A 25,694-nucleotide genomic window follows, 5' to 3' on the forward strand; every position below is an offset into this window, starting at 1 on the left:
GCGGCGCGAGGCGACCGAGGGGATCCCGGTCGGCTGACACGAGCCGCCCGACGGACGCCGGACTCGGCGCGCGAGCCGCGCCACCGCGGCGACCACCGCCTATCCTGGCTGATCATGACTCGGCCTCGACGTGGCCGGGCGGCGGGTGCACCTGGAACCGGACCTGGTCGCTGCCCGGCTCGCCGGCCGCGGTGCCCTTCTGGTGGTGGACGTATGGAGGCGCAAGGGCAGCCAGGCAGGTTAGTTGGTGCCGGTGGCGGCCGCTGCCCCGTCATCGCCCGGGCCGGCCGGTGCCAGGCCGGTGTCGGCGATCCGGTCGCGCAGCGGCCGGCGGCGCAGCGCGGCGAGGACCGCGTACAGCTCGTCGGCCAGGGGCACCGGCAGCTCGGCGTCGAGGTGCCGCATCGCGGTCGTGGTCGCCGCCCACTCGGCCTCGACCGCCGGCAGCAGCGCGTACGCCCGGTCGGTGAGCGTGACGATGCGCTGCCGGGCGTCCGCGCCGGGGGCGAGGGTGACCAGTCCGGCGCGGCTCATCTGGGCCACGGTCTGGCTGGCCGCGGAGTGGGTGACCCCGACCCGGGCGGCGAGGTCGCGGATGGCGAGGGGGCCGTCGGTCACCAGCACCCGCACCAGCGGTGAGAAGCGCGGCCGGTAGTCGGCCAGGCCCAGGTCGGCGTAGACGGCGGCGACGTCGCCGTCGAGCAGCTCCAGCACGTGGCGCAGCAGGGTGCCCAGCGCCTCGCGGTCGGGGGCTGCGGTCACGTCCGCTAATGTAACAGCGCTGTTGTATTTGTCCGCGGGAGGGAACCGGGATGTATCCACCGACCGAGCCGTACGCCCACGGCATGCTCGACGTCGGCGACGGCCAGCGCGTGTACTGGGAGACCTGCGGCAACCCCGACGGCCGCCCCGCGCTGGTCGTGCACGGCGGGCCCGGCTCCGGCGCCACCCCCGGCTGGCGCCGGATGTTCGACCCGGCCGCCTACCGGATCGTCCTGTTCGACCAGCGCGGCTGCGGGCGCAGCACCCCGCACGCCAGCGACCCGGCCGTGGACCTGTCGGTCAACACCACGCCCCACCTGCTGGCCGACATGGAGCGGCTGCGCGTCCACCTCGGGATCGACCGCTGGCTGCTGCACGGCGCCTCCTGGGGCTCCTCGCTCGCCCTGGCGTACGCCCAGCGCCACCCCGAGCGGGTCACCGCGCTGGCGCTGTTCAGCGTGGTGGCCAACACCCGCCGCGAGATCGAGTGGGTCACCCGCGACATGGGCCGGATCTTCCCCGAGGAGTGGGCCCGCTTCCGCGACGGGGTGCCGGAGGCCGACCGCGACGGCGACCTGTCCGCCGCGTACGCCCGGCTGCTCGCCGACCCGGACCCCGAGGTGCGCGACCGGGCGGCGCGCGACTGGTGCGCCTGGGAGGACGTGCACGTCTCCCTGGCCGGCGGCTACCGGCCCAGCCCCCGCTACGCCGACCCGGTGTTCCGGATGGGGTTCGCCCGGCTGGTCACCCACTACTTCTCCAACGGCGGGTTCATGCCGGACGGGTCGCTGCTGCGCGACGCCGGCAAGCTCGCCGGCATCCCGGGCGTGCTGGTGCAGGGCCGGCTCGACGTCAGCGGCCCGCCGGACATCGCCTGGCAGCTCACCCGGGCCTGGCCCGACGCCCGGCTGGAGATCGTGGAGAGCGGTGGGCACGGCACCGGCCACGGCATGACCGAGACCGTCGTGGCGGCGCTGGACGAGTTCCGGCACCGCTGACCGCGTTCCGGGGAGACGCGGGCCGGTCAGCCGGCGGCGAGCAGGGCGCGCACCGGGGCGGCCTTCGCCGCCGCCTCGGCGACCTCCGCCGCCGGGTCGCTGCCCCAGGTGATGCCGCCGCCGGCCCACACGTGCAGCCGGTCGGCGTCCGCGGCGGCGGTGCGGATGGTCAGGCCCAGGTCGATCCGGCCGGAGCCCACCCAGCCGAACGCGCCCATGCTGGCCCCCCGACCGACCGGCTCCAAGGCCGCGATCCGGTCCAGCGCGGCGAGCTTCGGCGCCCCGGTCACCGACCCGCCCGGGCAGACCGCCCGCAGCAGCTCCGCCAGGCCCAGGCCGTCGGCGGCCGCCGCCGACACCGTCGACTCGGCCTGCCACAGGTCGCACCACCGCCGTACGGCGAACAGCTCGTCGACCCGCACCGACCCGGTACGGGCCACCCGGGCCAGGTCGTTGCGCTCCAGGTCGACGATCATCACGTGCTCGGCGCGTTCCTTAACCGAGGCGAGCAGCTCCCGCCGGCCGGCGGCGGTGGCCGGCCGGGTGCCCTTGATCGGCCGGGTCACCAGTCGTCCGCCGTCGACCTCGACCAGGGTCTCCGGGGAGGCGCAGCCGATCGCCCAGTCCAGGCCCGACAGCGTGCCGCCGTAGCGGGCGCCGGGCAGCGCGCCGAGGCGGGCCAGGGCGGGCAGCGGGTCGCCGGCGTACGGCGCGGCGGCGTGCCCGACCAGGTTGACCTGGTAGACGTCGCCCCGGCCGATGGCGGCGCGGACCGCCTCGACGGCGTCGGCGTGCTGGGCCGGGGTCCAGCTCTCCCGCCACCGCCCCAGCCACCACCGCTCTGCCGGGTCGGGCCGCCGGGCGGCGGTCGCCGGCGTGCCGGGGCCCGCGGCGCGCGTGGCCGGCCGGTGCCGGTCGGTGTGGCCGTAGACGACGACCACCAGGTCGGGCAGTGCCGGCACGGGGGTGACCGCCGCGGGCGCGCCGCCGGCCAGCAGCGCACCGGCGGCGGCGGAGAGGTACAGGGCGGCGCCGCACACCCGGTCAGGGTCGTGGCGGGCCGGGCGGCCCAGGTCGGCGACGGCGACGCCGTGGCCGGTGAGGAACTCCTGCGCCAGCGCGGCCGGGTCGCCGCCGTCCCCGCAGCGCCATTCCAGCCGGGCCCGCTCGAGGAGCCGGCCGCGGCAGTCGTCCGGCGTTCCGGGTACGTCTATCAACGCCTGTGGGAGCGTTTCCACACCGGTTGGCTCATTCTTCCTCATCCGTTCAGTGGATTTCCGGTGAACAAGACGGATGGCTGCTCGATACCGCGCAGTTTCGCTTGGTACTGTGCGTCACTGGTCATGTGAACCATGACACAGTGCCCCCACAGTCCGGAGAACCCGATGTGCCAGCACCAACCCACCTGCCCCTCCGCCGAGGCGACCGACCGTGAAGCCGCCCGGGTCATCGCCTGCTTCCGTGAACAGGGCTGGAGCCTGCTCTGCAACGGTGTCATCGTCTTCGAGGACACCGGTGAACTGCTCCCCGACGGCAGCACCATCGCCCCTCACCGCGGTCCCGCCCGGCACGCCCTCGTCGCCTAACTGATCACTCAACGTAACCGAGCGTTTCCGCCGACCCAGGCTAGTCCCCCGCGGGGGGACCGCCCTCCCCAGGTCGGCGCGCCGGCCGGGGCGGCACGACCACCGCCCCGGCGCAGCCCGGCTCAGCTCTCGAACGCCTCCGGCGCCGGGCACGAGCAGACCAGGTTCCGGTCGCCGTACGCCCCGTCGATCCGCCGGACCGGCGGCCAGTACTTCGCCATCCGGTCGACCGTCCCCGGGTACGCGCCCACCGACCGCGGGTACGGGTGCGGCCACTCGTCGCCGGAGACCATCGCCGCGGTGTGCGGCGCGTTCGCCAGGGGGTTGTCCCCCGCCGGCCACTCCCCCGAGCCGACCTTGTCGATCTCCGCCCGGATGGCGATCATCGCGTCGCAGAACCGGTCCAGCTCGGCCAGGTCCTCGCTCTCGGTCGGCTCCACCATCAGCGTCCCCGCCACCGGGAACGACATCGTCGGGGCGTGGAAGCCGTAGTCGATGAGCCGCTTGGCCACGTCGTCGACGCTGACCCCGGTCGCCTTGGTCAGCGGCCGCAGGTCGAGGATGCACTCGTGCGCCACCAGGCCCTTGTTGCCGGCGTACAGCACCGGGAAGTGGTTGCGCAGCCGCGCCGCCACGTAGTTCGCGGCCAGCACCGCCACCCCGGTCGCCCGGGTCAACCCCTCGGCGCCCATCATCCGCAGGTACGCCCACGGGATCGGCAGGATCCCCGCCGACCCGTACTTCGCCGCCGAGATGGCCGGCTTGCCGTCGACGTGGACGCCCAGCGGGTCACCGGGCAGGAACGGCGCCAGGTGCGCGCGGACCGCGACCGGGCCGACACCCGGGCCGCCGCCGCCGTGCGGGATGCAGAACGTCTTGTGCAGGTTCAGGTGCGACACGTCCGCGCCGAACTTGCCGGGCTTGGCGAACCCGACCAGCGCGTTGAGGTTCGCGCCGTCGACGTACACCTGGCCGCCGGCGTCGTGGACCTTCGCGCAGAGCTGCGCGATGCCCGTCTCGTACACCCCGTGCGTGGACGGGTACGTCACCATGATCGCCGCGAGGGCGTCGCGGTGCTTGTCGATCTTCGCGTCGAGGTCGACCAGGTCGACGTTGCCGTCGGCGTCGCAGGCCACCACGACCACCCGCATGCCGGCCATCACCGCGGACGCCGCGTTGGTGCCGTGCGCCGACGACGGGATCAGGCACACGTCGCGGTGCCCCGCACCCCGGGAAGCGTGGTAGGACCGGATGGCCAGCAGCCCGGCCAGCTCACCCTGCGACCCGGCGTTGGGCTGCACGCTGACCGCGTCGTAGCCGGTCACCTCCGCCAGCCACGCCTCCAGCTGCCCGATCAGCTCCCGGTACCCGACGGTCTGCGACTCCGGCGCGAACGGATGCAGGTGCGCGAACTCCGGCCAGGTGATCGCCTCCATCTCGGTGGTGGCGTTGAGCTTCATCGTGCACGACCCGAGCGGGATCATGCCCCGGTCCAGGGCGTAGTCGAAGTCCGACAGCCGCCGCAGGTAGCGCAGCATCGCCGTCTCCGAGTGGTGGCTGCGGAACACCGGGTGGGTGAGGAAGTCCGAGGTGCGACGAAGATCGTCCGGCAGCGCGTCACCGGCGGCGCCGTCGAAGGCGGGCGCCCCGAACGCGTCCCACACCTTCCGCAGGTGCGCCGCGGTGGTGGTCTCGTCGCAGGAGACGCCGACGTGGTCGGCGTCGACCAGCCGCAGGTTCACCCCACGCCGGGCGGCGTCGGCGACGACCGCCTCCGCGCGGCCGGGGACCCGCGCCAGGACGGTGTCGAAGAACGCGTCGTGCACGACCTCGACGCCGTCGACGCCCCGCAGCCCGGCGGCGAGCCGCACCGCCATGTCGTGGGTCCGCCGGGCGATGACCCGCAGCCCGTCCGGGCCGTGGTAGACGGCGTACATGCCGGCCATCACCGCGAGGAGCACCTGGGCGGTGCAGATGTTGCTGGTCGCCTTCTCCCGCCGGATGTGCTGCTCGCGGGTCTGCAACGCCAGCCGGTAGGCCGGGTTGCCGTCCGCGTCGCGGGACACCCCGACCAGGCGGCCGGGCAGCATCCGCTCCAGGCCCGCCCGTACCGCCAGGTAGCCGGCGTGCGGCCCACCGAAGCCCATCGGAACGCCGAACCGCTGGGTGGTGCCGGCGGCGATGTCGACGCCGATCTCCCCCGGCGGGCGCAGCAGCGTCAGCGCCAGCAGGTCCGCGGCCACGGTGACCAGCGCCCCGACCGCGTGCGCGGCCTCGACCAGCCCGGCGTGGTCGCGCACCGCCCCGGACGCGCCCGGGTACTGCAGGTGCAGGCCGAAGAACTCGGCCGGCAGCTCGTCGACGCCCAGGTCGAGCACCCGCACGTCGATGCCGAGCGGCTCCGCCCGGCTGGTGATCACCGCGAGGGTCTGCGGCAGGGTGTCGGCGTCCACGACGTACACCGGGCTCTTGCTCTTGCCGGCGCGGCGGGCGAGGGTCATCGCCTCGGCCGCCGCGGTGCCCTCGTCGAGCATGGAGGCGTTCGCGGTGGCCAGCCCGGTCAGGTCGGTGACCATGGTCTGGAAGTTCAGCAGCGCCTCCAGCCGGCCCTGGCTGATCTCCGGCTGGTACGGCGTGTACGCGGTGTACCAGGCCGGGCTCTCCAGCACGTTGCGGCGGATCACCGCCGGGGTGTGGGTGCCGTGGTAGCCCAGCCCGATCATCGAGACGGCGACGGTGTTGCGGTCGGCCAGGGCGCGCAGCTCGGCGATAGCCTCCCGCTCGCTGGCCGGGGCGGGCAGGTCGAGGGTGCCGTGCCAGCGGATCACCTCGGGGATCGCCGCGTCCATCAGCTCGTCGACCGAGTCGTAGCCGACGGTCTCCAGCATGCGGCGTTCGTCGTCCGGGTCCGGGCCGATGTGACGGTCGGCGAACTGCTCAGCGGTCATGTTCGCTGCGCTCCTTGTGGGGGCGAGGTCGACAGGTCGGCCTCCCCCTGAGTCACGCGCGAAGCGCTCCACAGCGCCTGCCCACGAGGTCCTTTTGCCTGAGAGGTTCCGGGGAGGAATCTGCCCCTTCGGCGCCGCCCGGTGCTGCTGGGCGGTCTCTCCCGCGTGGGTGGTACCGGCATGGTCAACGCTACCAGCGCCGGTGTTGCCGGCGGATGTCGTACCCCCGCCACAGCATCAAGGGCACGTCGAAGGTGCCCCGTGCCCGGGCCGGCGACCCGCCGGCCCGGCCGCTGGGGTTCAGCGGGCGGCCGGGGCCACCCCCGCCGGCACCGCGCCCGAGGTGGCGTCCCCGGCGGGGCCGGCGCCCAGCCGGTCGGCCAGCGCGGGCAGCAGCCGCCCCAGCGGCGCGTCGACGGTCAACGCCGCGTAGTCGTCACCGCGGGTGGGGCCCTGGTTGGCGATGGCCACCGGGATGCCGAGCTTCGCCGCCCGGATCACGAACCGCCGGCCCGACATCACCGTCAACGACGAGCCGAGCACCAGCAGCGCGCGGGCCCGCTCGACCCGGGAGAAGCAGTCGGCGACCCGGGCGGCGGGCACGGTCTCGCCGAAGAACACCACGTCCGGCTTGAGCATGCCGGTGCCGCAGATGCCGCAGTCGACCGTGCGGAACCCGGTCACCGCCTCGTCGGGCAGCTCCACGTCGCCGTCGGGGTTGACCGCGGCGACGTGCCCGTCGAAGCCCGGGTTGGCCTCCCGCAGCCGCCGGTCCAGCTCCTCCCGGGAGGTCAGGTTGCCGCAGTCGAGGCAGACCACCTCGTCGAGCCGGCCGTGCAGCTCCACCACCGCGCCGCTGCCGGCGGCGGTGTGCAGCCCGTCCACGTTCTGGGTGATCACATCGGTGACCAGGCCGGCGCGTTGCAGCCGCGCCACCGCCCGGTGCCCGGCGTTCGGCGCCGCCCAGGCGATGGTGCGCCAGCCCAGGTGGCTGCGCGCCCAGTAGCGCCGCCGCGCGTCGGGGTCGCGGGTGAACGCCTGGTAGGTCATCGGGGTGTGCCGGCGGGCCACGCCGCTGGGGCCCCGGTAGTCCGGGATCCCCGACTCGGTGGACAACCCGGCCCCGCTGAGCACCACGACGTCACCGGCGCCCACCAGCCCGGCCAACGCGTCCCACGTCTCCGTCACCCGTCCATGCTGCCTCACCCGGCGGGCAACGACGACCGGCCGCCCGGACGGGCCGGTGACCGGCCTCACCACCGTGCGCTCGACCGCCCGCCCAGGTCCGGCCCCGGCCGGCGGTGCCGGCCCTCACCGGGAGCGCGGCGGGCGGCGGGCCCGGCGATTAGGTTGGGGGCATGCGCGTCGTCATCGCCGGAGGCCACGGCAAGATCGCCAAGCTGCTGGAACGGGACCTGGCCGGGCGCGGTGACAGCGCCGTCGGCCTGATCCGCAACCCCGACCACGCCGCGGTGCTGCGCGCCGCCGGCGCGGAACCGGTCGTCTGCGACCTGGAACACAGCGACGTCGACACCGTCGCCGGGCACCTGACCGGCGCCGACGCGGTGGTCTTCGCCGCCGGCGCCGGCCCGGGCAGCGGCGCCGCCCGCAAGGACACCGTCGACCGGGCCGCCGCGGTGCTGCTCGCCGACGCCGCCGCCCGCGCCGGGGTCCGCCGCTACCTGCTGGTCTCCTCGATGGGCGTGGAGCAGCCGCCCGCGCCGGGCACCGACGAGGTGTGGGCGGCGTACCTGCGGGCCAAGAAGGCCGCCGAGGCGGAGGTGACCGGCCGGGACCTCGACGTGACCGTGCTGCGCCCGGGCCGGCTCACCGACGACGGACCCGCCGGCCGGATCCGGCTGGACCGGCACGTCGAACCCGGCGCGGTCAGCCGCGCCGACGTCGCCCACGTGCTGCTCGCCCTCCTCGACGACCCGGCCACGACCGGGCTGACCCTGGAACTCGTCGGCGGGGACACCCCGATCGGCGAGGCCGTCCGGGCGGTCACCGCCCGCTGACCCGCCCCGGCTGACCGGTCCCTGTGCAAGGACCCGGAGGCGCAATCCCGCCCACCCGTCCCCGGCCACCAGCCCGGGGGCTTCCCGCCGACCGGCTGACACCGCCGCCCCGGCGTGCCAGACTGCCCAACCGTGGGAGACCAGACGGGCCCGGTCGCCGTGGTGACCGGCGCCAACCGGGGCATCGGCCGCGAGGTCGCCGCCCAGCTCGCCGCCGACGGCCACCGCACCGTGCTGGGCGTCCGCGACGTCGACAAGGGGCGCGCCGCCGCCCGCGGCATGACCGGCGACGTCACCGTCGCCGCACTCGACGTCGCCGACCCCGCCAGCGTCACCCGCTTCGCCGGCTGGCTGCGCCAGCACCACGGCCGCCTCGACGTGCTGGTCAACAACGCCGCCGTCACCTACGACACCTGGCAGGACCCGCTCTCGGCGGACCTCGACCTGGTCCGCGACACCCTCGACGTCAACGCCCTCGGCGCCTGGCGGGTCGCGCAGGCGCTCGCCCCGCTGATGCGCCACCGCTCACCCGGCCGGCGGATCGTCAACGTCTCCAGCGAGAGCGGCTCGCTGACCGGCATGGGCGCCGCCGCCCCCGCGTACGCGATGTCGAAGGCGGCCCTGAACGCGCTGACCCGGCTGCTCGCCGCGCAGCTCGCCGGCGACGGCGTCCTGGTCAACTCGGTCTGCCCCGGCTGGGTCGCCACCGACATGGGCGGACCCGCCGCGCCCCGCACCGTCGCCGAAGGCGCCGCCAGCGTGCTGTGGGCGGTGCGGATCCCCGACGACGGACCCACCGGCGGGTTCTTCCGCGACGGCCGTCCGCTGCCCTGGTGAGCGGGGCCAGCCCGCCGATGGCGGACGGCGGGCCGACCCCGGCTCAGCGGTGGTGGCGGGGCAGGGCCACCTGCGGCTGCCCGCCGCTCACCGGCGCCGCGCCCCCGGTCTCCCGGACGATCCGGTCCATCGTCCGGGCCAGCTGCTCACTGCCGTCGTCGAGATGCCGGGCCGCCGCCTGCATGTGCGAGATCATCATCTCGCCGAAGATCCGCAACGCCTCCCGCGCCGCCACCGAGTCGTCGAAGTTCGCGCCGGCGCTGCTGCGGTACTCCGCCACCGCCCGCTCGGCCTCCTGCCTCGCCTCCTCCTCCGCCGCCCGCAGGTAGCTCTCGTACTGCATCCGGGCGTACTCGGCGACCCGCCGGGCGTAGTCGTGGGCCTGCGCGATGATCTGCTCGGCCTCCCGCTGCGCCGCCGACAGCAGGTTGACCTCCTTCGCCGCGGGCAGCTTCACCGACGCGTCGGTGCTCGGGATCACCCCGTGGCGGTGCAGCTCCACGTGATCGTTGAGCCGCTCGTTCTCCGCCCGCAGGTTGTCGATCTGCGCGGACAGCAGATCGAGCTCGTCGGCCACCTGCATCCGGAACCGGTCCACGTCGGCGTGGTCGTAGCCGCGCCGGGTGAACGACGCGGTGCCGAACTCCCAGCGACGCACCCGGTCGGAGGTCATCCGCACCTGCACACCACCGGAGATGTGCACTCCGTCGTACCTGCTGATCGGGGTCGCGCTCACCGGACACCTCCGGAACTGTCAGGGGCGGACTGGTCCACCGCCGTCCGCCACGCCGGGCCGTACCAGTGCTTGCCGAAACCCTCGTGGTGCAACTGCCCGGCGTGGTAGCCGGCCTCGGTCAACGTGGTCACCGAGTGGGAGACCATCTCGTCGGAACCGCAGATGTAGACGTGCCGGGACCGCCAGTCCCCGTCGGCCAACGCCCGGTCCGCCGGTTGCGTGAACTCACCCGGCCGGCGCAGATCCATGCCCACCACGTAGGTGACGGTCAACCACGGATACGACGACGCCAACTTGTCGATCGTGTCGTTGTCGTAGAACTCGTGGTGCGAGCGGGCACCCACGTACAGGTCCACCTTGCGGCGGGAGCCCTCCGCGGCGATCTGCTCCACCAACGACTTCACCGGCGCCCAGCCGGTGCCGCTGGCCAGCAGCAGCAGGTCACTCGGACCCGCCGACCACAGCAGCATCCGATCCCCCACCGGCGCCGCCAGGTGGATCTGGTCGCCCACCGCGCACCCGTACACCAGCCGTGACGAGACCGCGCCACCCGGCGCCGCCCGCACGTGCAGCTCCAGGGTGCCGTCCGCGCGCGGCGCGTTGGCCGGCGAGTAGTACCGCCACGTCCGCGCCGCCGGGTGGGACACCCCGATCGACTGGCCCGGCGTGAACGGCAGCAGGTACTGCGGCCGCAATGTCAGCACCGCCACGTCGAACGTCCGGCGCTCGTGCCCGACGATCTCGGCCACCCACCACGGCGGGTTCACCGCCTCGGCAGCCTCCGCGGCCTCGATCATCACCTGCGAGACCAGCCCGTACGCGCCCGCCCAGTCCTGGGCCAGCTCCCCGGTCCACGCCTCGCCCAGGAAGTGCTGCAACGTCGCCAGCAGCGCCTCACCGACCGCCGGGTAGTGCTCGGCCTGCACCGCGAACTTGCGGTGGTCGGCGCCGAGATCCTGCAGGAACCCGACCAGGCGGTCCACCTGGTCCACGTTGGACACGATGTGTCCTAACGCGGTGACCAGCCGATCCCGCTGCCCGGCCATGTTCGTGGGGAACATCTGCCGGGTTTCCGGATGCGTCAGGAACAGCGTGGAATAGAAGTAGAGCGGCACCTGGTCGCCGTGCGCGGCGACCAGGGACCAGCTCTGCTTGAGCCGTGCCGTGTCCACGCTCAGGCGCCCTGCCGGCTTTCGGAGGCCACCACCTGGTCCTGCACCTGCCCCAGCACGACCTGCACGTCGGCGAGGATGTCCGCCGGCACCCCCAGCTCGGTCAGCGTCGCGGTCAGGTGCTCACCGACCTTGACGTAGTGCTCCACCGGGATGTTCAGCGGCTGGTGCGCCTCGGCCAGCCCCCGACCGGAGTACTCGTTCGGCCCGCCGAGCACCACGGTCAGCATCAGCGCCAGGTGCCGCCGCTGCTCCACCATGTTCACCTCGGTGAAGTAGCCGGCCAGGTCCGGGTCGACGAGCACCCTGTCGTAGAACAGCTCGACCGCAGCCTTGACCGAACCGGCACCGCCGATGCGCTCGTAGTGGGAGCTGGGAGTGATCTCTTCCGTGACCGTCATGTCGTTCCTTCCGGGTGGGTCACGCGGGCTTCGCCGCGGAGGGGTACCGGCAGCCGACGTGTGCGTCACCGGGTGTGCGGTGACGTCCATGCGGCAGCGACCGTGTCGGACCATAGCGTGTCGGGCGGATCGGGTCACGGCCGCCCTATCGGATTCCCGACAACAATCGACTACGGACAGTCAGAATTGCACCCACTATGGTCCACTTGCGGCGACGGGACGGTCACCTTGGGCTAAGCTCCCTGCGCCGGTCACCTCACACAAGGATCCATATCGGACAGGACCCGGGCGAGCCACCCCGAAACCGCTCTCCGGCCGCCTGACCAGCGGCGACCTCACCAACCCGGCGACCCGCCCCCGGGGTTCCGCCCGTCAACCGGGCCGACCCCACCGGCGCAACCCACCACCGAACACAGCCCGTAACCAAAAAACGAATCGCGCCGGGCACCCGCCACGACGCGATCCGACAAGCACCCCCGGCGGGTCAACCCGCCCGACGCCGCGCCCGCCGCGCCGCCAACTCGTCCCCCACCGGCTCCGAGGCCTCCGGCGGCGTCGGTGCCGACGCCGTCGGCTCCTGCCCGGCCGGCTCCGCCGGCAGGTGCGACAGCGACCCCTGGATCTCCTTGAACGCCCCGCCGATCGCGATGCCGAACACGCCCTGGCCGCCCTGCAACAGGTCGACCACCTCCTCCGGCGACCGGCACTCGTACACCGTCGTCCCGTCCGAGATCAGCGTGATCCCCGCCAGATCCTCCACCCCACGCGACCGCAACGCCTCGATCGCCTTGCGGATGTTCTGCAGAGAAACCCCGGCGTCCAGCAGCCGCTTCACGACCTTCAACACCACCAGGTCGCGGAACGAGTACAACCGGGACGTCCCCGAACCCGACGCGTCCCGCACGCTCGGCACCACCAGCCCCGTCCGGGCCCAGTAGTCCAACTGCCGATAGCTGATACCCACCGCCTGGCAGGCGGTCACACCCCGGTAGCCCACCGCACCATCACCCTCGGTGCCCGGGCCGGGCGACGGCCCGGCCGACTGCTGCGGCGTACCTGGATCAGGATCTCGCGGCTCGTGCATCCGGACAACCTCCCCGCCCGTGCGGCGACACGCCGTTTTCCGGACGTGCGCCCCTCGACACCGCAACCCTATAGCGGCCCTCAGGAGTTACCACGGACGAACCGACGCGACACGCCGCGCAGCCACCCGGAAGATCACCAACGACACCACACCGTCACCCACCGTGACGACAGGTCGTCGGCCGACGACACCCGACCGGGACGGGACTCAGCCCGCGAAGTCCTCCGGCCGCACCTGATCCAGGAACTCGCGGAACTTCTCCACCTCGTCCTCCTGCTCGTCCGGGATCACGATCCCCGCCTCGCTGAGAACCTGCTCGGCACAACGAATCGGAGCCCCGACCCGCAACGCCAACGCGATGGCATCGCTCGGCCGCGCGGACACCCGCACACCGTCCCCGATCAGCAGATCGGCGTAGAAGACGTTCTCCTTCAACTCGGTGATCTCCACCGCCCGCAACGGCGCCTGCAACGCCGCCAGCACATCCCGCAACAGATCATGCGTCAACGGCCGGGCCGGCTTGACCCCCTGCTGCTCGTAGGCGATCGCCGTCGCCTCGACCGCGCCGATCCAGATCGGCAGATAGCGGTCACCCTCGACCTCCCGCAGCAGGACGATCGGCTGGTTGCTGGGCAGCTCCACCCGAACTCCGACCACGCTCAGCTCGCGCACCGCCGCCTCCGTGTCGTTGTCACCTACGCCCGCACCGCGCCCTTCCCTGCACGGTACACGGACCGCGACACGGGCGTCCCATGCGCTACGTGCACCACGCGTCTCGCCAGAAAGGGGTTACCCCGGCAAGCCTACGACACGCTTCCCGGGGCAGATCTTTCCGCTCTCACGCAACGAAGGGCCGGGCGTCATCGACACCCGGCCCCACCGTCACCGACCCAACGTCGACCGCAACCCCACCCGCACCAGGGCCGCGTGCAACTGCTGCGACAACACCACCAACTCCCGAGCGGTCTCCGCCGCCCGGGACCGCGCCGCCGGATCACTCTGCCGCGCCAACGGCGCCACCAACTGCGCGAACAGACCGACCTCCCGATCCGCCGCCGTCCGGTAACCCCGCAGATGCCGCGGCTCCAGCCCGTACGCCGCCAACCCCGCCACCGCCCGCGCGATGATCAGATCGTCCGCGTCGAACCAACCCGCCGGATCGGACACCAGCACACCGAGCCGCTCCAACTCACCCAACGTCGACTCGTCGATCCCACTACGGGAGATCAGCTCCGCCCGCCCCAGGCGCAGCTCCGACGACTCGACCGGCTCCTGCTCACGCTGACCCGGCACCTCACCACCGGGACCGACCGCCACCAACGTCGGCCGCTGCCGACCCGACGCCCCACCCGACGCGTCCCACTCCGCCAACTGGTCACGGATCACCCGCAACGGCAGGTACTGGTCCCGCTGCGCGGTCAGCACGAACCGCAACCGCGCCACATCGTCCCAGCTGTACTTCCGATACCCCGCCGACGTCCGCTGCGGCTCCACCAGACCCTCGGTCTCCAGGAACCGCAACTTCGAGATGGTGACGTCCGGGAACTCCACCCGCAACTGCCCCAGCACCTCACCGATACTCATCAGCGGGTGGGACCGGGCCGCCCCGGGCGGCGTCGAAGCCGCAGGCTCGTTCACCCCCGGCCGGCCTCCTCCTCCGGGCGCGGACCGGCGATGAACACCACCCGGAACTTGCCGATCTGCACCTCGTCACCATTGCTCAACGTGGCCGCCTCGACCCGCTCCCGGTTCACGTACGTGCCGTTCAGGCTGCCCACGTCCCGCACCGTGAACGTGCCACCGTCCCGGTGGAACTCCGCGTGCCGCCGCGACACCGTCACGTCGTCCAAGAAGATGTCACTGTCCGGGTGCCGGCCGCTCGTCGTCACATCGTGGTCCAACAGGAACCGGGCGCCCGCGTTCGGACCCCGGCGAACCACCAGCAGCGCCATCCCCGGCGGCAACGAACCGGCCATCCGGCTCGGCACCACATCGGTGTCCGGACCCTCCAGCACTTCGTCGAGCGAGCCGAGATTGAGCGTCGAAGTGACGTCGAGTGGGGGGAACTCGTCGTCTGGGCGCGTCATGGGGACCACCTCACGGATCTGTTCGGTCGGCGTCGGGTAATGGTGGGTCTGGCCGCCGGGCAGTCACACCCGGCGGCTGGCTCCCCGTGCCCGGGAAGGCGCACTCCACAAACGCTCAACTATTGGGTTCTCGGTCGACTGGGCGAGCCTAGCCAGCGCCGAAATGCAGGGCAACCCGGACGCGCGGAGACAAGCCCCGCCGCCCGGCACACACTCAGCTCTCAGTGAGCTCGCGGTACGCGTCAGCGGTCAGCAGACCCTCGACCGCCGCCGGATCATCCGGAGTGATCTCCAACAACCACCCCGCACCGTACGGGTCAGTGTTGATCGCCTCAGGGGTGTCGCCGAGCGCCTCGTTACGGGCCGCCACCGTACCGCTGATCGGCGCGTAGATCTCCGACACGCTCTTCGTCGACTCGATCTCACCAAGCGGCTCACCCGCCGCCACCACCGCACCCTCGTCCGGCAACTGGACGAACACGATGTCACCCAGGGCGTCCTGCGCGAAGTGCGTGATGCCGACCCGGACGGCGCCGCCGTCCGCACCAACCACCCACTCGTGCTCGGCGGTGTACCGCAGATCCTCAGGAATCACCAGCTGCGTCCTTCATCCATCGGTGCACCGGGGGGAACCGGTGCAGGCCGCGCCCGGTCAGGCGACCGGACGGGCGTGATCCAGCTTGATCGGCGCGTGCAGCTGCGAAACCTCCACAACCTCACGATCCACGGGGGTCACGCTACCGCCGGCATCGTAGACCGATGCGACCACCCCGCCGGGAATGTTCAACGCCGTACGCATCGTCGCCGGATCACCGATCACCAGGATCGTGTACGGGGCACTCAACCGCCGCCCGTCCACCACCAGGCCGCCGCCCTCCGCGTCCACGAAATACGTCGACGCGATGATCCGCACCGCCGTCCCGTCCGCACCGGCGATCTGCATCGCCTCCGCGCCCGCGCCCCGCAACTCCTCCACCGCGTCCAGGATCCGCGTCGACGAGATCGCCTTGTCGCTGCCCACGAAGCGCACCGACAGCCCCGGCCCCACCGCCGGCAACGTACCCGCCAGGATGCCCAGCTCGTCGGCCCGCCGCGTCGCCTCCTCCAGCGCCGCCTGCCGACCCTGCTCACCCGAGCGCAGCTGCCGCTGGCTCTCCTCCAACGCCTCGATCTCCTGCCGCAGCCGCCGCTCCCGGGAATCCAGGTCCGACGAGATCCGGACCAGGTCCTCCTCCCGGGTCGCCGCCAGGGTCGGATCAGCCGAGGTCGTCTTCAACTGCACCACCAGGGTGAACCCCAGCAACGCCAGCAACACGGCGATCATCGCCCCCGCCGACGTCAACCGCCGCCGCACCGATCCCGCCGCCACCGATCCCGCGGCGGGCGCGGACGCCTCCGGCTCGGCCTCGGCCTCCCGCTCCGCCGGCTCGCGCTCTGCCGGCTCCGCCGACTGTTCCGGCTCGCGCTCCGCCGGCTCGTCCGGCTCGCGCTCCGCCGGCTCGTCCGGCTCGCGCTCCGCCGGCTCGTCCGGCGCCAGCGGACTCAGCTCGTCGGGATCCGGCGCGTCCGGCCGCGGATCCGGCGCACCCGCCGGCCCCTCCGGCCGGCTCGGCTCACCCGCCGGCCAACCGGTCCCGGTCTCCCTGTGCTCGTCGCTCATCGCCATAAACCTACGCCCGGAACAGGTGGCGACGGATCGCCGCCACGTTTCCGAAGATGCGCACCCCGAGCACGACCACCACGCCGGTGGAGAGCTGACCGCCCACCCCCAGCTGGTCGCCCAGGTACACGATCAGACCCGCCACCAGCACGTTCGAGATGAACGACACCACGAACTGCTTGTCGTCGAAGATCCGGTCGAGCTTCGCCCGGACCCCGCCGAACACCGCGTCGAGCGCGGCCACCACGGCGATCGGCAGATACGGCTGCAACGCAGCGGGCACGGTGGGGTCGAGGTACACCCCGAGGACCACACCGGCGAGCAACGCCAGCACCGCGATCATCGGCCACCTCCGGAGGGGCTGGGAGAGGTTCCCGAGCCGGTCGGCCCGGGACTGGTCGAACCCGCAACGTCCGAGCCCGACGGCGACGGGCTCGGACTGACCGAGGGCTCGGCGTAGCGTAGCCGTGGCTGCGGCGCGGCCGGCAGGGTGAGGTCCTCGGCCTCCTTCACCCCGAACGACAGGCCCGTGCTCCGCGCGACCTCCCGCATCAGGCTCGCCGCCCGGCTGTCGTCGAACCGGTCCCGCATCGAACCCGGACCGATCGCCGCCACCTCGTACGGGCCCGTCACCGGCCGGTAGTCGACGAGGATCGCCTCCCCCGCCGACCGGATCGTCGACGTCGCCGTCAACCGCTGACCGTTGACCGCGACCGCCTCCGCGCCCGCCGCCCACAACGCGTTGGCCACCTTCTGCAGGTCGGAGTACAACACCCGGGACGGACCCGCGTCCGCGCCCGTCACCGCGTCCTTGTCCTCGGCCGCGTCGGCCAGCCGCACCACCACACCGTCACCCCGCACCCGGGCCAGACCGGTGCCGGCCTCCAGGTTGCGCAACCGGGACGCCTGCGAGCCACTCAGCGCCGCGTCCCGCTGCCGGCTCACCTCCTCGCGCAACTGGTCCGCGCGCGCGGTCAACCGGTCGGTTTCGCTCTCCCGCTGCTTGATCTCGGCGATCAGCCCGGCGCGGGCCTTCGCCCGGCCCGGCTCCTCCGCCATCGTCTCCCGGTAGGCCACGGAGAAGAGGAACCCGATCGCCACCACGACCACCACGGTCACCGGGCGGGCCGCCAACCGGCGCAGGCGGGACGGCGGGACCTCCCGACGGCGCGCCGCCGCATCCCCGTACCCGGGATCGAGGGGGTTGCGGAACAGGTCGGTGAGGAAGTCCGGCGCGTACACCCGGGCCGAGGGGTCCCGGCCGTCGCGGGGGGTCGAACTCATGCCGGCGCACCCCCGGAGCGGGCGCGCATCGCCCGGACCAGGCGGCTGGCCTGCACCACGTACATCGCGCCGGCCACCCAGTAGAGCACCAGCCCCCACCAGGCCAGCCCCCAACCGATCGCGCCGGCGGCGGTCGCCGCGCCCGGCGCCGCCGCGGCGAGCAGCAGGATCGGGAACGCGGCCAGCAGCAGGAAGGTGGCGGTCTTGCCCACGTAGTGCACCGGTGGTGGCCCGTAGCCGTACCGGCGCAGCACGGCCAGCGAGCCGAGCAGGAGCAGCTCGCGGGCGAGCAGTGCCCCGGTGAACTGCCACGGCACCACCTCCCGCGCGGTGAACGCCAGCAGCGTGGCCAGGATGTAGAGCCGGTCGGCGAGCGGGTCGAGCAGCTCCCCCAGCCGGCTGACCTGGTGCAGGCGGCGGGCGATCCAGCCGTCGACCCAGTCGCTGGTGCCGCCGATGGCGAGCACCACGATCGCCGCCACGTCCGCGCGGACGACCAGGAAGAGGTAGAGGAAGAGCGGTACGCCGACCAGGCGCACGAAACTGATCACGTTCGGCAGGGTGAGGACGCGGTCCCCCACGCCCGCCGTACCGCCGGAAGCCGAACGCTCCGCGCGAGCCGGGCGACGCGACACCGAACCCTCCCTTCGCAGCACGATCCGGCGGCCGACCGTGGTCGGCCGCTGCGGAGGAACGTGCGCGTTGCCGGCCGGTCAGCGCCGCGCCCTCTGCGATCCCGGGCTGGGACCTCCCCCGATGCGGCCCACGATCGGATTGATCGTGGGCCGGTGAGTTGCGCTGCCACTATATCGGGCCCGCTGCCGTTGCCCCGGGGCCCAGCTCGCGTCGCCGCTCAGGTTTCGGTTCCGGTGGGGCCCCGCACAACCCGTAAGGCATCCTAGGACACTAGTTGAGCGGCCGGGGGGCAGGTGGAACTCCTGGTCGGCCCGGCCGGAGCGGTCAGGCGGTGCGGGCGGTGGAGGTGGAATCGGTGCCGGTCTGCGGCACGGCCACCGTCGCCGCGGCCTGGCTGAACGCGGCGAGGGCTAGCAGCAGCTCGTGCTGCACCCGGTTGGGCATCCGGTCGAGGACGGCCTGCACGGCCTGGTGCCGGCGGTCCTTCAGCTCCCGCAGCAGCGTTTCGGCCGCCGCGGTCGGGATCAACCGGACCTCGCGCCGGTCGCGGGGGTCCGCCACCCGACGGACCAGACCGACCGCCTCCAGCCGGTCACAGAGCCGGCTCGCCGATGACGGCACCACGTCCAGCAGCTCGGCCAGCCGGTTCACGTTGGTCTCCGGGTGCGCCATGATCAGCGAGAGCACCCGCAGCTGGGTCGGCGAGACGCCGACGTTGTGCCGGGAGGTCGCCGAATCGAGCACGCCGACGAGCGCCTCAGCAGCCGCATCGATGGCCGCGGCAAGATTCGGAGGTCGCTCCACCCGCTGTCCCCTGCGATCGTCCCGCTCGTGTTCGCTCCGCCGGTCCGGTTACCGCTCGCACCCGTCGCCCGCACGGCCGGAACCGCGCCAGTCCAGGCAGACGACGACCGCATCGTCACGGAGGTCCGCGTCGACGTGGTACGCGTGCAGTTCGCGCATCACCGTACCAACTGCCTCCGTCGCCGGCTGCAGCCGAGTCGCCCGCATCGACCGCGCCATGGCCCTTTCCCCGTAAGGCTCCTGGCCAGCCGGCTCGGCGGCGTACACGCCGTCGCTGACCACGAAGAGCCGGTCCCCCGGCTCCACCGCGAACTCCTGCACGTCGTACCGGGTCTCGGCGAACATGCCCAGCGGCAGCTGCTGCTCCAGGGCGATCGGGGTGACCGTGCCCCCGCGCAGCCGCAGCACGTGCGGCGAGCCGGCGTCCACCGCCTTGACCACGCCGCGCCTGGTGTCCAGCTCCAAGAGGAGCGTCGCCACGTGCCGGCTGCCGCGGTGCTGGTAGAAGATGGTGTCCGAGGCCAGCTCGGCCTGCTCGACCAGGCTCCCGCCGGACCGGCGGGCGTTGCGCATCGCGTTCACGGTGACCGCGGTGAGCAGCGAGGCCGCCAGACCGTTGCCGGTGCCGTTGAGCACGGTGACGGTGAGCCGGTCGCCGTCGATCGACCAGTCGAAGTGGTCACCGCCGACCGTGTACGCCGGTTCGAGCTGCCCGGCCAGCAGGAACGCGCCGTGCGCGACGCTGCGCCCGGGCAGCAGGTCCCACTGCATCTCGGCGGCCATGCTCAGCCGTTCCCGGCGCCGGGCCCGGCGGTAGCGGTCGGTCTCCCGGTCGGCCGCGCGCAGCGCCACCGCCAGCTCGCCCGCGATGTCCTGGGCCACCCGCACCGTCGCCGGGTCCGGCTGCCCGGTCAGCTCGACCAGCAGCACCCCGAGCCGCTCGCCCCAGACCGACAGCGGCAGGTAGACCCGGCACCGGCCGTTCTCGCCGGCGTCCAGCACCGGCTGCTGGCTGCTGAAGCAGCGCTGGGCCACGCCGTGGCAGGCGAGGAAGCCGGCGTCCGGCAGCTCCGGGTCGAGCACCGGCCAGAGCCCGCTGAACCGGTAGTCGGCGATGAACACCTCGCTGCGCGACGCCTCCAGCGCCGCGCGGATCGCCCGGTCGGCGGCCTCGGCCAACTGGTCGGGCGGGGCCAGGCGCAGGGCACGCGACACCTGTCCGGCCACATCCGGCATGTGCATCCTCCGGGACGATTATTGCTCTGGGGCAAGCATCATACGGAGGTCCGCGGACGTGCCGGACGCCCGGTTCCGACCGGCGCACCGCAGCGCCCCGCCCGGCGGCCCGCCCCCTTGGCGGGACCCCGGTCGAGGCGGGGAAGAGAGGGACCGTCAGGCGGCCGGCTTCGTCGCCACCGCGCCGTAGAAGGCGTCCGGCACCGCGGCCGGCTCGCCGTCCGGCCGCCACCGGGCGACCGGCACGACGCCGTCGGCGGTCGGCTCCCAGCGGCCCAGCAGCGGGCCGAACGCGGCGGGCGGGCGCATCCGGAACGCCGGCCCCAGCAGCGCCAGGGCCTGCGGATACGCCGCCAGCTCCTCCCCGTCGAAGTCGACGGCGAGGAAGCTGCCCGGCGCGACCGCCACGTAGAGCTCGTCCAGGGTCCGGGAGAGCGTCTCGTCGTCCAGGAGCGCGGCCAACCCGAGGAAGACCACCCCGACCGGCCTCCTCCCCCAGCCCGGGACGAACCGGTGCAGCTGGGCCGGGTCGATCGTGCCGATGTCGGTGGCGTCGCCGAAGCCGTAGCCGGCGCGGTCGCTGCCGGCGAGGATGCGCTGGCCGAGCCGGATGGTCACCGGGTCGACGTCGGTGTAGAGGACGGTCGCCTCGGGGACGACCTCGTGCACGTTGCCCCGGGTCGGCACGCCGGCCCCGAAGACCAGGAAGCTGTCCACCCCCGCGTCGGCGATCGACCGGACGGCCCGGCCGAGGAACTCGCGCAGGGACCGGAAGATCAGCGCGCCGGGACGGTACGCCTCCTCGAACGCGCGGGCCGCGGCCACGTCCACCGGGAAGTGGTGCTCGCCGCCGAGCCAGAAGTCGATCATGCGAGCGGTGCTCGGCTGGTCGGGCTCGACCATCGACGAGGCTCCCTTCCTCGGGCGATGGTCGACAGCGTACCCAGGGGCCGGCTCCGGCGGTATCGCCCCGTGGACCGGTCGCCGGCCGCGATACTGGCCGCGGGCGTCCGGCGGCCAGGAGGTGCAGCGGTGAACTCGGCGAACGGCGCGGCGGTGGTGGTCGGCGTGGACGGCTCGGAGCCGTCGCTGCGGGCCGTCCGCCTCGCCGCGGCCGAGGCGGCCCGCCGGCACCGCCCGCTGCGGGTGGTGCACGGCTTCATCTGGCCGCTGCTGCGCGTACCGGTGAATCCGCCCGCCGAGGGGCCGCCCGGCGGCGGCCTGCGGCACCAGGCGCAGGAGCTGGTCGCCGCGGCGGTGGCCGAGGCGGAGGCGGCGGCGCCGGGGCTGCGGGTGTCCGGGGAGATCATCGACGGCGAGGCCTCCGCCGTGCTGGTCGGCGAGTCCCCCACCGCCACGATGATCGTGCTCGGCGATCGGGGCCTGGGCGGCTTCGCCGCGCTGGTGGTGGGCTCGGTGGCGATCCAGGTCGCCGCCTACGCGGACTGCCCGGTGCTGGTGGCCCGGGGCGAGGAGCACGCGGGCGGGCCGGTGGTGGTCGGGGTGGACGGCTCGGCGCTGTCCCGGGCCGCGGTCGAGTTCGCCGCGGAGGAGGCGGCGGTGCGCGGCACCCGGCTGCACGCGGTGCACGCCTACACCCATCCGGTCTCCGGCGGCCCGGGCGACATGCAGCCCCTGGTCTACGAGGAGCACCAGCTGCGCGGCGAGGAGGAGCGGGTGCTCGCCGAGTCCGTCACCGGGCTCACCGAGCGGTACCCGGAGGTGCCGGTCACCCGCGCGGTGGTGGAGGCCCGGCCGGTCGCCGCGCTCACCGAGGCCAGCGGCGACGCCCAGCTGCTGGTGGTCGGCAGTCAGGGCCGGGGCGAGCTGACCGGGCTGATCCTCGGATCGGTCAGCCACGGCGCGCTGCATCACGCCGCGTGTCCGGTCGCCGTGGTCCGCGCCCCCGCCTGAGCGTCGCGGGCACGAATGACCCCGACGGCGCCGGGTAGACGACCCGGGCACGCCTACAGGAGGAGGCAGCGATGCCAGGACCACGGCCGGGCAGCAGCGCGTACGACAAGGAACGGGCACGGCTGCGCGATCTGATCGAGCAGTCCGGGCGGGCGGCGGACCAGGAGGCGAACCAGGTCGCCAACCGGATCCTGCAGGACGACCGCGGCCAGCGGGGCGTCGTACGGGGGGAACGGACGTTCGGCCCCAAGGGCGAACGCGAACCCGGCGATCCGAAGTGAACCCGAGGGAACTGGTCGACGGCGCCATCGCCGGTGCGGTGGGCAGCGTCGCGTTGAACGTCGTCAGCTACCTCGACATCGTGGCCCGGGCGCGCCCGGCGAGCAGCATCCCGGAGGAGACGGCGCGCCGGCTGGCCAGCGTGGCACACGTCGACCTCGGGCCCGAGGACCGGGCGGCCAACCGCCGCTCGGGCCTCGGGCCCCTGCTCGGGTACGCCACGGGAATCGCGGCCGGGGCGGCCTTCGGGCTGCTCCTGGCCCGTCGGCGGATCCCGCTGCCGGTGGCGGCGGGCCTGCTCGGCGGGGGCGTGATGGCCACCACGGACAGCTCGATCACCGCGTTGAGGCTTAGCGACCCCCGGACCTGGCGGCGCACCGACTGGGTGGCCGACGCCATTCCGCACCTGGCGTACGGAATGGCGGCCGCAGCCACCTGGAAGCGGCTGCGGCCGCCATCGCGGCGCGGGCGTTAGCCCCGGGCGTCGCTCTCGTCGTCGGCCACCGGCGTACCGGCCGGACCGTACGGCGAGACCTGGCCCTTCGGCGTCGGTCGTCCCCGGTCTCCCTGGGACGTCCCGCGGTTGCGCGGTGCGCCGGCGGGGCCGGGCTCCTTGCTGTCCTGGACGGTCGGGTTGTGCCCGTTGCGGCGCATCTCGGGTTGCTGCACGTTCGTCACGGGTTGCTCCTTCCGGTGGACGCACACGGCGTAGGCCGCGCACCTGTGCGGGTTACCCGTCGCGGTCGGGCGCATTCCGGGTCCCGGGCACGGCCGAAGGTCTGGGCCGACGCGGGACGGGTACACACTCGGGATGCGGGACGATCGGAACGTGGCGCGGGTGCTGCTGGACCGGCAGGGCCGGACGTACGCCGAGGAGGCGGGGATCCGGCTGGCCGACCGCCCCGGGCCGCTGTACCAGCTGCTGGTGCTCACCACGCTGCTGAGCACCCGGATCCGGGCCGGGGTGGCCCTCGCCGCCGCGCGGGAGCTCTTCGCGGCCGGCTACCGGACCCCGCAGGCGATGGAGGCGGCGAGCTGGCAGGACCGGGTCGACGCGCTCGGCCGCGGGCACTACCGCCGCTACGACGAACGGACCGCCACCATGCTGGGCACCGGCGCCCGACTCTGTCTGGACCGCTGGCACGGGGACCTGCGCCGGATGCACCGGGAGGCCGATGGCGACCGGCCGGTGCTGCGCCGGCTGCTCACCGAGTTCCCGGGCATCGGCCCCATCGGGGCGGACATCTTCCTACGCGAGGCGCAGACGGTCTGGCCGGACGTGCGCCCGTACGCCGACCGGCGGGCCCTGGCCGGCGCGAAGCGGCTGGGGCTGCCGGCGAACCCGGGCGGGCTGGCCGGCCTGGTCGGCGACGCGGACTTCGGGCGGCTCGCCTCGGCGCTGGTGCGGGTCGCGCTGGGCGAGGAGTCGGCGGGCGAGGTCAGCCGGAGCGCGACGGCCCGCTGAGGCTCACTTGACGGGCCCCGCCGGCGGCTTGGTGAGGTGCCACGCCAGCAGCGCCGCGCCGAGGGCGAGCAGCACCACCCCGCCGGAGATCCCGCCGCCCTCCTCGCCGCTGCTCCGGTGCCCGGTGGCGCCGAAATAGATCACCGCGAGCCCGGCGAGCACGGCGACGAACGTCCGCATGCCTCGGTCCTTCACATTCCGGACGGTACGGCCGGTCCGCCTGGGTTCTGCGGCTTTTCCGGCTGATTCCCCCGTCCGGGTCAGTCCGGCCGGCAGCCGGCGGCCGGACCGCGCAGCCGCACCCGGCGGACCGCCCGGTCGGCCACCTCGACCACCGTGACGGTGAGCCCGGGCAGGCGCACCGTCTCCCCCGGCCCGTCGGGCACCCGCCCCAACCGGGCCAGCACCAGGCCGGCGACCGTGGTGTAGTCCCGGGACAGCGGGAAGGTCAGCCGCACCCCGACGTCCGGCAGGTCGTGCAGCGGGAAGTCGCCGGAGAGCAGCAGCGCGCCGTCCGGCTCCCGGACCACCCCGCGCACGTCCCGGTCGGTCTCGTCGTACAGCTCGCCGACCACCTCCTCGAGCAGGTCCTCCATGGTCACCAGGCCGTCGACCCCGCCGTGCTCGTCGACCACCAGGGCGATCTGCTCGTGACGCTGGCGGAACTGGCGCATCGCGTCGGCGACGGGAAGAGTCCCGGGCAGCAGCAACGGCGGCCGGGCCCGCTCGCCGGCGGTGGCGTCACCGGCATCGACCAGGTCGCGGATGTGCAGTACGCCGCACACGTCGTCCAGGCCGCCCGGCCCCACCACAGGGGCCCGGGACCGGCCGGCGGCCGCCAGTCGCCGCATCGCCTCCGGGGCCGGCGCCGACGCCGGCACGACCGTCACGTCCCGGCGCGGGACCAGGATCTCCCGCAGCGTCCGGCCGGCGATGTCGAACGCCCCGGACAGGATCTCCCGCTGCTGCGCGGACAGACCCCGCTGGCTGACCAGCATCTCGCGCAACTCCTCCTCGGTCACCTCCTCGCGGCTGGCCCGCGGGTCCCCACCGGCGAGCCGGACCAGCAGGTCGGTGCTGCGGCTGAGCAGCCACACCGCCGGCCGGGACAGCCGGCCCAGCAGGTCCAGCGGGGCGGCGCTGAGCAGCGCCCAGCGCTCCGCCCACTGCATCGCCAACCGCTTCGGCGCGAGCTCGCCCACGACGAGGGTGACGAAGGTCAGCACCACCGTCACCAGCACCACCGCGACCGGGCGGGCAGCCCGGCCGAGGAAGGCCAGCGGCCCGACCAGCGGCTCGGCCAGCGACACCGCGGCCGCCGCCGAGGCGAGGAAGCCGGCCAGGGTGATGCCGAGCTGGATGGTGGCCAGGTAGCGGTTCGGCTCCCGGGCCAGGCGGACCAGCCGCCCGCCGCTACGACCGGCGCGGCCCAGCCGCCGCAGCTGCCCCTCGCGGAGCGTCACCAGCGCCATCTCGCTGCCGGAGAGCGCCGCGTTCACCAGGACCAGGACGGCCACCAGGGCGAGCTGACCGGCCATCACACCCCCTCCCGCTCCACCGCACGCCCGCCGGGCACCCGGTCAGTCGTTCTCCAGGTCGTCCAGGGAGATGGCGTGGGTCATCAGCCACCGGGCCAGCGCGGCCATCCCGAACAGCCACAGCGGCGCCGACTCGGTGGTGCCGTTGGTGGCGAAGATGGCGAAGCGCAGGTCCGGCGCCCGGTACGCCTCGATGCGCCACCGGTGCTGCTTGTCCCGCCAGATCGCCGATGGGTCCATGGCGTCACG

Annotated in this window: 31 protein-coding genes and 1 riboswitch; of the genes, 8 read left to right on the forward strand and 23 right to left on the reverse strand. The window is 73.8% G+C overall.

Annotated elements, in window-relative coordinates:
• Positions 1-240 precede the first annotated feature (240 nt).
• Positions 241-762, reverse strand: coding sequence for a MarR family winged helix-turn-helix transcriptional regulator (locus ACTWO6_RS17510; RefSeq protein WP_446214898.1), 522 nt, complete (start codon positions 760-762; stop codon positions 241-243).
• Between the two features lie 50 nt (positions 763-812).
• On the opposite strand from ACTWO6_RS17510, the gene pip reads away from it, so the two are divergent.
• The gene (pip, locus tag ACTWO6_RS17515) at positions 813-1,760 is read left to right on the forward strand and encodes a prolyl aminopeptidase (protein WP_446214899.1); all 948 of its coding nucleotides are present in this window, start codon (positions 813-815) and stop codon (positions 1,758-1,760) included.
• A 26-nt stretch (positions 1,761-1,786) separates the two neighbouring features.
• Here pip and ACTWO6_RS17520 read toward each other — a convergent pair whose 3' ends face one another.
• Complete coding sequence (locus ACTWO6_RS17520) at positions 1,787-3,022, reverse strand: chorismate-binding protein (protein ID WP_446214900.1); 1,236 nt, start codon at positions 3,020-3,022, stop codon at positions 1,787-1,789.
• Between the two features lie 123 nt (positions 3,023-3,145).
• Between ACTWO6_RS17520 and ACTWO6_RS17525 the strand changes: the two genes are divergently transcribed.
• Positions 3,146-3,346, forward strand: a complete 201-nt coding sequence (locus ACTWO6_RS17525; protein ID WP_088962150.1) for a DUF5999 family protein — start codon at positions 3,146-3,148, stop codon at positions 3,344-3,346.
• A 122-nt stretch (positions 3,347-3,468) separates the two neighbouring features.
• Here ACTWO6_RS17525 and gcvP read toward each other — a convergent pair whose 3' ends face one another.
• Together gcvP and ACTWO6_RS17535 are read right to left on the reverse strand one after the other, a co-directional pair.
• Complete coding sequence (gene gcvP / locus ACTWO6_RS17530; RefSeq protein WP_446214901.1) at positions 3,469-6,294, reverse strand: aminomethyl-transferring glycine dehydrogenase; 2,826 nt, start codon at positions 6,292-6,294, stop codon at positions 3,469-3,471.
• Positions 6,295-6,370: 76 nt separating this feature from the next.
• Positions 6,371-6,468: riboswitch (glycine riboswitch) on the reverse strand.
• 126 nt (positions 6,469-6,594) lie between these two features.
• Positions 6,595-7,482 (reverse strand): NAD-dependent protein deacetylase, encoded by an 888-nt coding sequence (locus tag ACTWO6_RS17535; protein WP_446214902.1) that lies wholly within the window; start codon positions 7,480-7,482, stop codon positions 6,595-6,597.
• A gap of 170 nt (positions 7,483-7,652) precedes the next feature.
• On the opposite strand from ACTWO6_RS17535, the gene ACTWO6_RS17540 reads away from it, so the two are divergent.
• Positions 7,653-8,312, forward strand: a complete 660-nt coding sequence (locus tag ACTWO6_RS17540; RefSeq protein WP_446214903.1) for an NAD(P)H-binding protein — start codon at positions 7,653-7,655, stop codon at positions 8,310-8,312.
• 132 nt (positions 8,313-8,444) lie between these two features.
• Entirely contained in the window at positions 8,445-9,149 is a 705-nt protein-coding gene (locus tag ACTWO6_RS17545) for an SDR family NAD(P)-dependent oxidoreductase (protein WP_446214904.1), read from the forward strand.
• Positions 9,150-9,192: 43 nt separating this feature from the next.
• On the opposite strand, the gene ACTWO6_RS17550 is transcribed toward ACTWO6_RS17545, so the two are convergent.
• From ACTWO6_RS17550 to ACTWO6_RS17620, 15 genes are all read right to left on the reverse strand, one after another.
• Entirely contained in the window at positions 9,193-9,885 is a 693-nt protein-coding gene (locus ACTWO6_RS17550; RefSeq protein WP_446214905.1) for a DivIVA domain-containing protein, read from the reverse strand.
• Positions 9,882-11,057: a globin domain-containing protein gene (locus ACTWO6_RS17555; protein ID WP_446214906.1), complete on the reverse strand. Its 1,176-nt coding sequence runs from the start codon at positions 11,055-11,057 to the stop codon at positions 9,882-9,884. The genes ACTWO6_RS17550 and ACTWO6_RS17555 overlap by 4 nt, the downstream gene beginning before the upstream one ends.
• Before the next feature lie 2 nt (positions 11,058-11,059).
• Positions 11,060-11,458 (reverse strand): group I truncated hemoglobin, encoded by a 399-nt coding sequence (locus ACTWO6_RS17560; protein WP_446214907.1) that lies wholly within the window; start codon positions 11,456-11,458, stop codon positions 11,060-11,062.
• A 484-nt stretch (positions 11,459-11,942) separates the two neighbouring features.
• Positions 11,943-12,542, reverse strand: a complete 600-nt coding sequence (locus ACTWO6_RS17565) for a MerR family transcriptional regulator (RefSeq protein ID WP_446214908.1) — start codon at positions 12,540-12,542, stop codon at positions 11,943-11,945.
• Positions 12,543-12,749: 207 nt separating this feature from the next.
• Complete coding sequence (locus tag ACTWO6_RS17570) at positions 12,750-13,214, reverse strand: bifunctional nuclease family protein (RefSeq protein ID WP_446214909.1); 465 nt, start codon at positions 13,212-13,214, stop codon at positions 12,750-12,752.
• Between the two features lie 210 nt (positions 13,215-13,424).
• Positions 13,425-14,126 carry a transcriptional regulator FtsR gene (ftsR, locus tag ACTWO6_RS17575; protein ID WP_446214910.1) on the reverse strand — a complete coding sequence of 234 codons (702 nt, stop codon included), beginning with the start codon at positions 14,124-14,126 and terminating at the stop codon, positions 13,425-13,427.
• A gap of 50 nt (positions 14,127-14,176) precedes the next feature.
• Positions 14,177-14,629: an oxoglutarate dehydrogenase inhibitor Odhl gene (gene odhI, locus ACTWO6_RS17580; protein WP_446214911.1), complete on the reverse strand. Its 453-nt coding sequence runs from the start codon at positions 14,627-14,629 to the stop codon at positions 14,177-14,179.
• 214 nt (positions 14,630-14,843) lie between these two features.
• Complete coding sequence (gene gcvH / locus ACTWO6_RS17585) at positions 14,844-15,224, reverse strand: glycine cleavage system protein GcvH (RefSeq protein ID WP_446214912.1); 381 nt, start codon at positions 15,222-15,224, stop codon at positions 14,844-14,846.
• A 57-nt stretch (positions 15,225-15,281) separates the two neighbouring features.
• Positions 15,282-16,289: a DUF881 domain-containing protein gene (locus ACTWO6_RS17590; RefSeq protein ID WP_446214913.1), complete on the reverse strand. Its 1,008-nt coding sequence runs from the start codon at positions 16,287-16,289 to the stop codon at positions 15,282-15,284.
• Between the two features lie 10 nt (positions 16,290-16,299).
• A complete protein-coding gene (locus tag ACTWO6_RS17595; protein ID WP_007071104.1) occupies positions 16,300-16,632 on the reverse strand; it encodes a small basic family protein in 333 nt (110 codons plus the stop codon).
• Complete coding sequence (locus tag ACTWO6_RS17600; RefSeq protein ID WP_446214914.1) at positions 16,629-17,573, reverse strand: DUF881 domain-containing protein; 945 nt, start codon at positions 17,571-17,573, stop codon at positions 16,629-16,631. Before ACTWO6_RS17600 ends, ACTWO6_RS17595 begins: the two co-directional genes overlap by 4 nt.
• Positions 17,570-18,208 carry a CDP-alcohol phosphatidyltransferase family protein gene (locus ACTWO6_RS17605; protein ID WP_446214915.1) on the reverse strand — a complete coding sequence of 213 codons (639 nt, stop codon included), beginning with the start codon at positions 18,206-18,208 and terminating at the stop codon, positions 17,570-17,572. Before ACTWO6_RS17605 ends, ACTWO6_RS17600 begins: the two co-directional genes overlap by 4 nt.
• Before the next feature lie 325 nt (positions 18,209-18,533).
• On the reverse strand, positions 18,534-19,013 hold the full coding sequence (locus tag ACTWO6_RS17610) for a MarR family winged helix-turn-helix transcriptional regulator (RefSeq protein ID WP_446214916.1): 480 nt from the start codon (positions 19,011-19,013) through the stop codon (positions 18,534-18,536).
• Between the two features lie 48 nt (positions 19,014-19,061).
• A complete protein-coding gene (locus ACTWO6_RS17615) occupies positions 19,062-20,249 on the reverse strand; it encodes a PP2C family protein-serine/threonine phosphatase (RefSeq protein WP_446214917.1) in 1,188 nt (395 codons plus the stop codon).
• Between the two features lie 156 nt (positions 20,250-20,405).
• Positions 20,406-21,152 (reverse strand): SAM-dependent methyltransferase, encoded by a 747-nt coding sequence (locus ACTWO6_RS17620; RefSeq protein WP_446214918.1) that lies wholly within the window; start codon positions 21,150-21,152, stop codon positions 20,406-20,408.
• A gap of 129 nt (positions 21,153-21,281) precedes the next feature.
• On the opposite strand from ACTWO6_RS17620, the gene ACTWO6_RS17625 reads away from it, so the two are divergent.
• The 3 genes from ACTWO6_RS17625 to ACTWO6_RS17635 all read left to right on the forward strand — a co-directional run bounded on the left by ACTWO6_RS17625 (position 21,282) and on the right by ACTWO6_RS17635 (position 22,917).
• A complete protein-coding gene (locus tag ACTWO6_RS17625) occupies positions 21,282-22,163 on the forward strand; it encodes a universal stress protein (protein WP_446214919.1) in 882 nt (293 codons plus the stop codon).
• 71 nt (positions 22,164-22,234) lie between these two features.
• Positions 22,235-22,444, forward strand: coding sequence for a phosphatidylethanolamine-binding protein (locus tag ACTWO6_RS17630; RefSeq protein ID WP_446214920.1), 210 nt, complete (start codon positions 22,235-22,237; stop codon positions 22,442-22,444).
• On the forward strand, positions 22,441-22,917 hold the full coding sequence (locus ACTWO6_RS17635; protein ID WP_446214921.1) for a hypothetical protein: 477 nt from the start codon (positions 22,441-22,443) through the stop codon (positions 22,915-22,917). The genes ACTWO6_RS17630 and ACTWO6_RS17635 overlap by 4 nt, the downstream gene beginning before the upstream one ends.
• Here ACTWO6_RS17635 and ACTWO6_RS17640 read toward each other — a convergent pair.
• Positions 22,914-23,120, reverse strand: coding sequence for a hypothetical protein (locus tag ACTWO6_RS17640; RefSeq protein ID WP_446214922.1), 207 nt, complete (start codon positions 23,118-23,120; stop codon positions 22,914-22,916). The genes ACTWO6_RS17635 and ACTWO6_RS17640 overlap by 4 nt on opposite strands.
• Positions 23,121-23,253: 133 nt before the next feature.
• Between ACTWO6_RS17640 and ACTWO6_RS17645 the strand changes: the two genes are divergently transcribed.
• The gene (locus tag ACTWO6_RS17645) at positions 23,254-23,907 is read left to right on the forward strand and encodes a hypothetical protein (RefSeq protein ID WP_446214923.1); all 654 of its coding nucleotides are present in this window, start codon (positions 23,254-23,256) and stop codon (positions 23,905-23,907) included.
• A gap of 3 nt (positions 23,908-23,910) precedes the next feature.
• Here ACTWO6_RS17645 and ACTWO6_RS17650 read toward each other — a convergent pair whose 3' ends face one another.
• The 3 genes from ACTWO6_RS17650 to ACTWO6_RS17660 form a co-directional block, all read right to left on the reverse strand.
• On the reverse strand, positions 23,911-24,087 hold the full coding sequence (locus ACTWO6_RS17650; protein ID WP_446214924.1) for a hypothetical protein: 177 nt from the start codon (positions 24,085-24,087) through the stop codon (positions 23,911-23,913).
• A gap of 80 nt (positions 24,088-24,167) precedes the next feature.
• On the reverse strand, positions 24,168-25,445 hold the full coding sequence (locus tag ACTWO6_RS17655; RefSeq protein WP_446214925.1) for a hemolysin family protein: 1,278 nt from the start codon (positions 25,443-25,445) through the stop codon (positions 24,168-24,170).
• Positions 25,446-25,487: 42 nt separating this feature from the next.
• Entirely contained in the window at positions 25,488-25,685 is a 198-nt protein-coding gene (locus ACTWO6_RS17660) for a hypothetical protein (RefSeq protein WP_446214926.1), read from the reverse strand.
• Positions 25,686-25,694 lie beyond the last annotated feature (9 nt).

The organism is Micromonospora sp. IBHARD004, assembly GCF_052814115.1.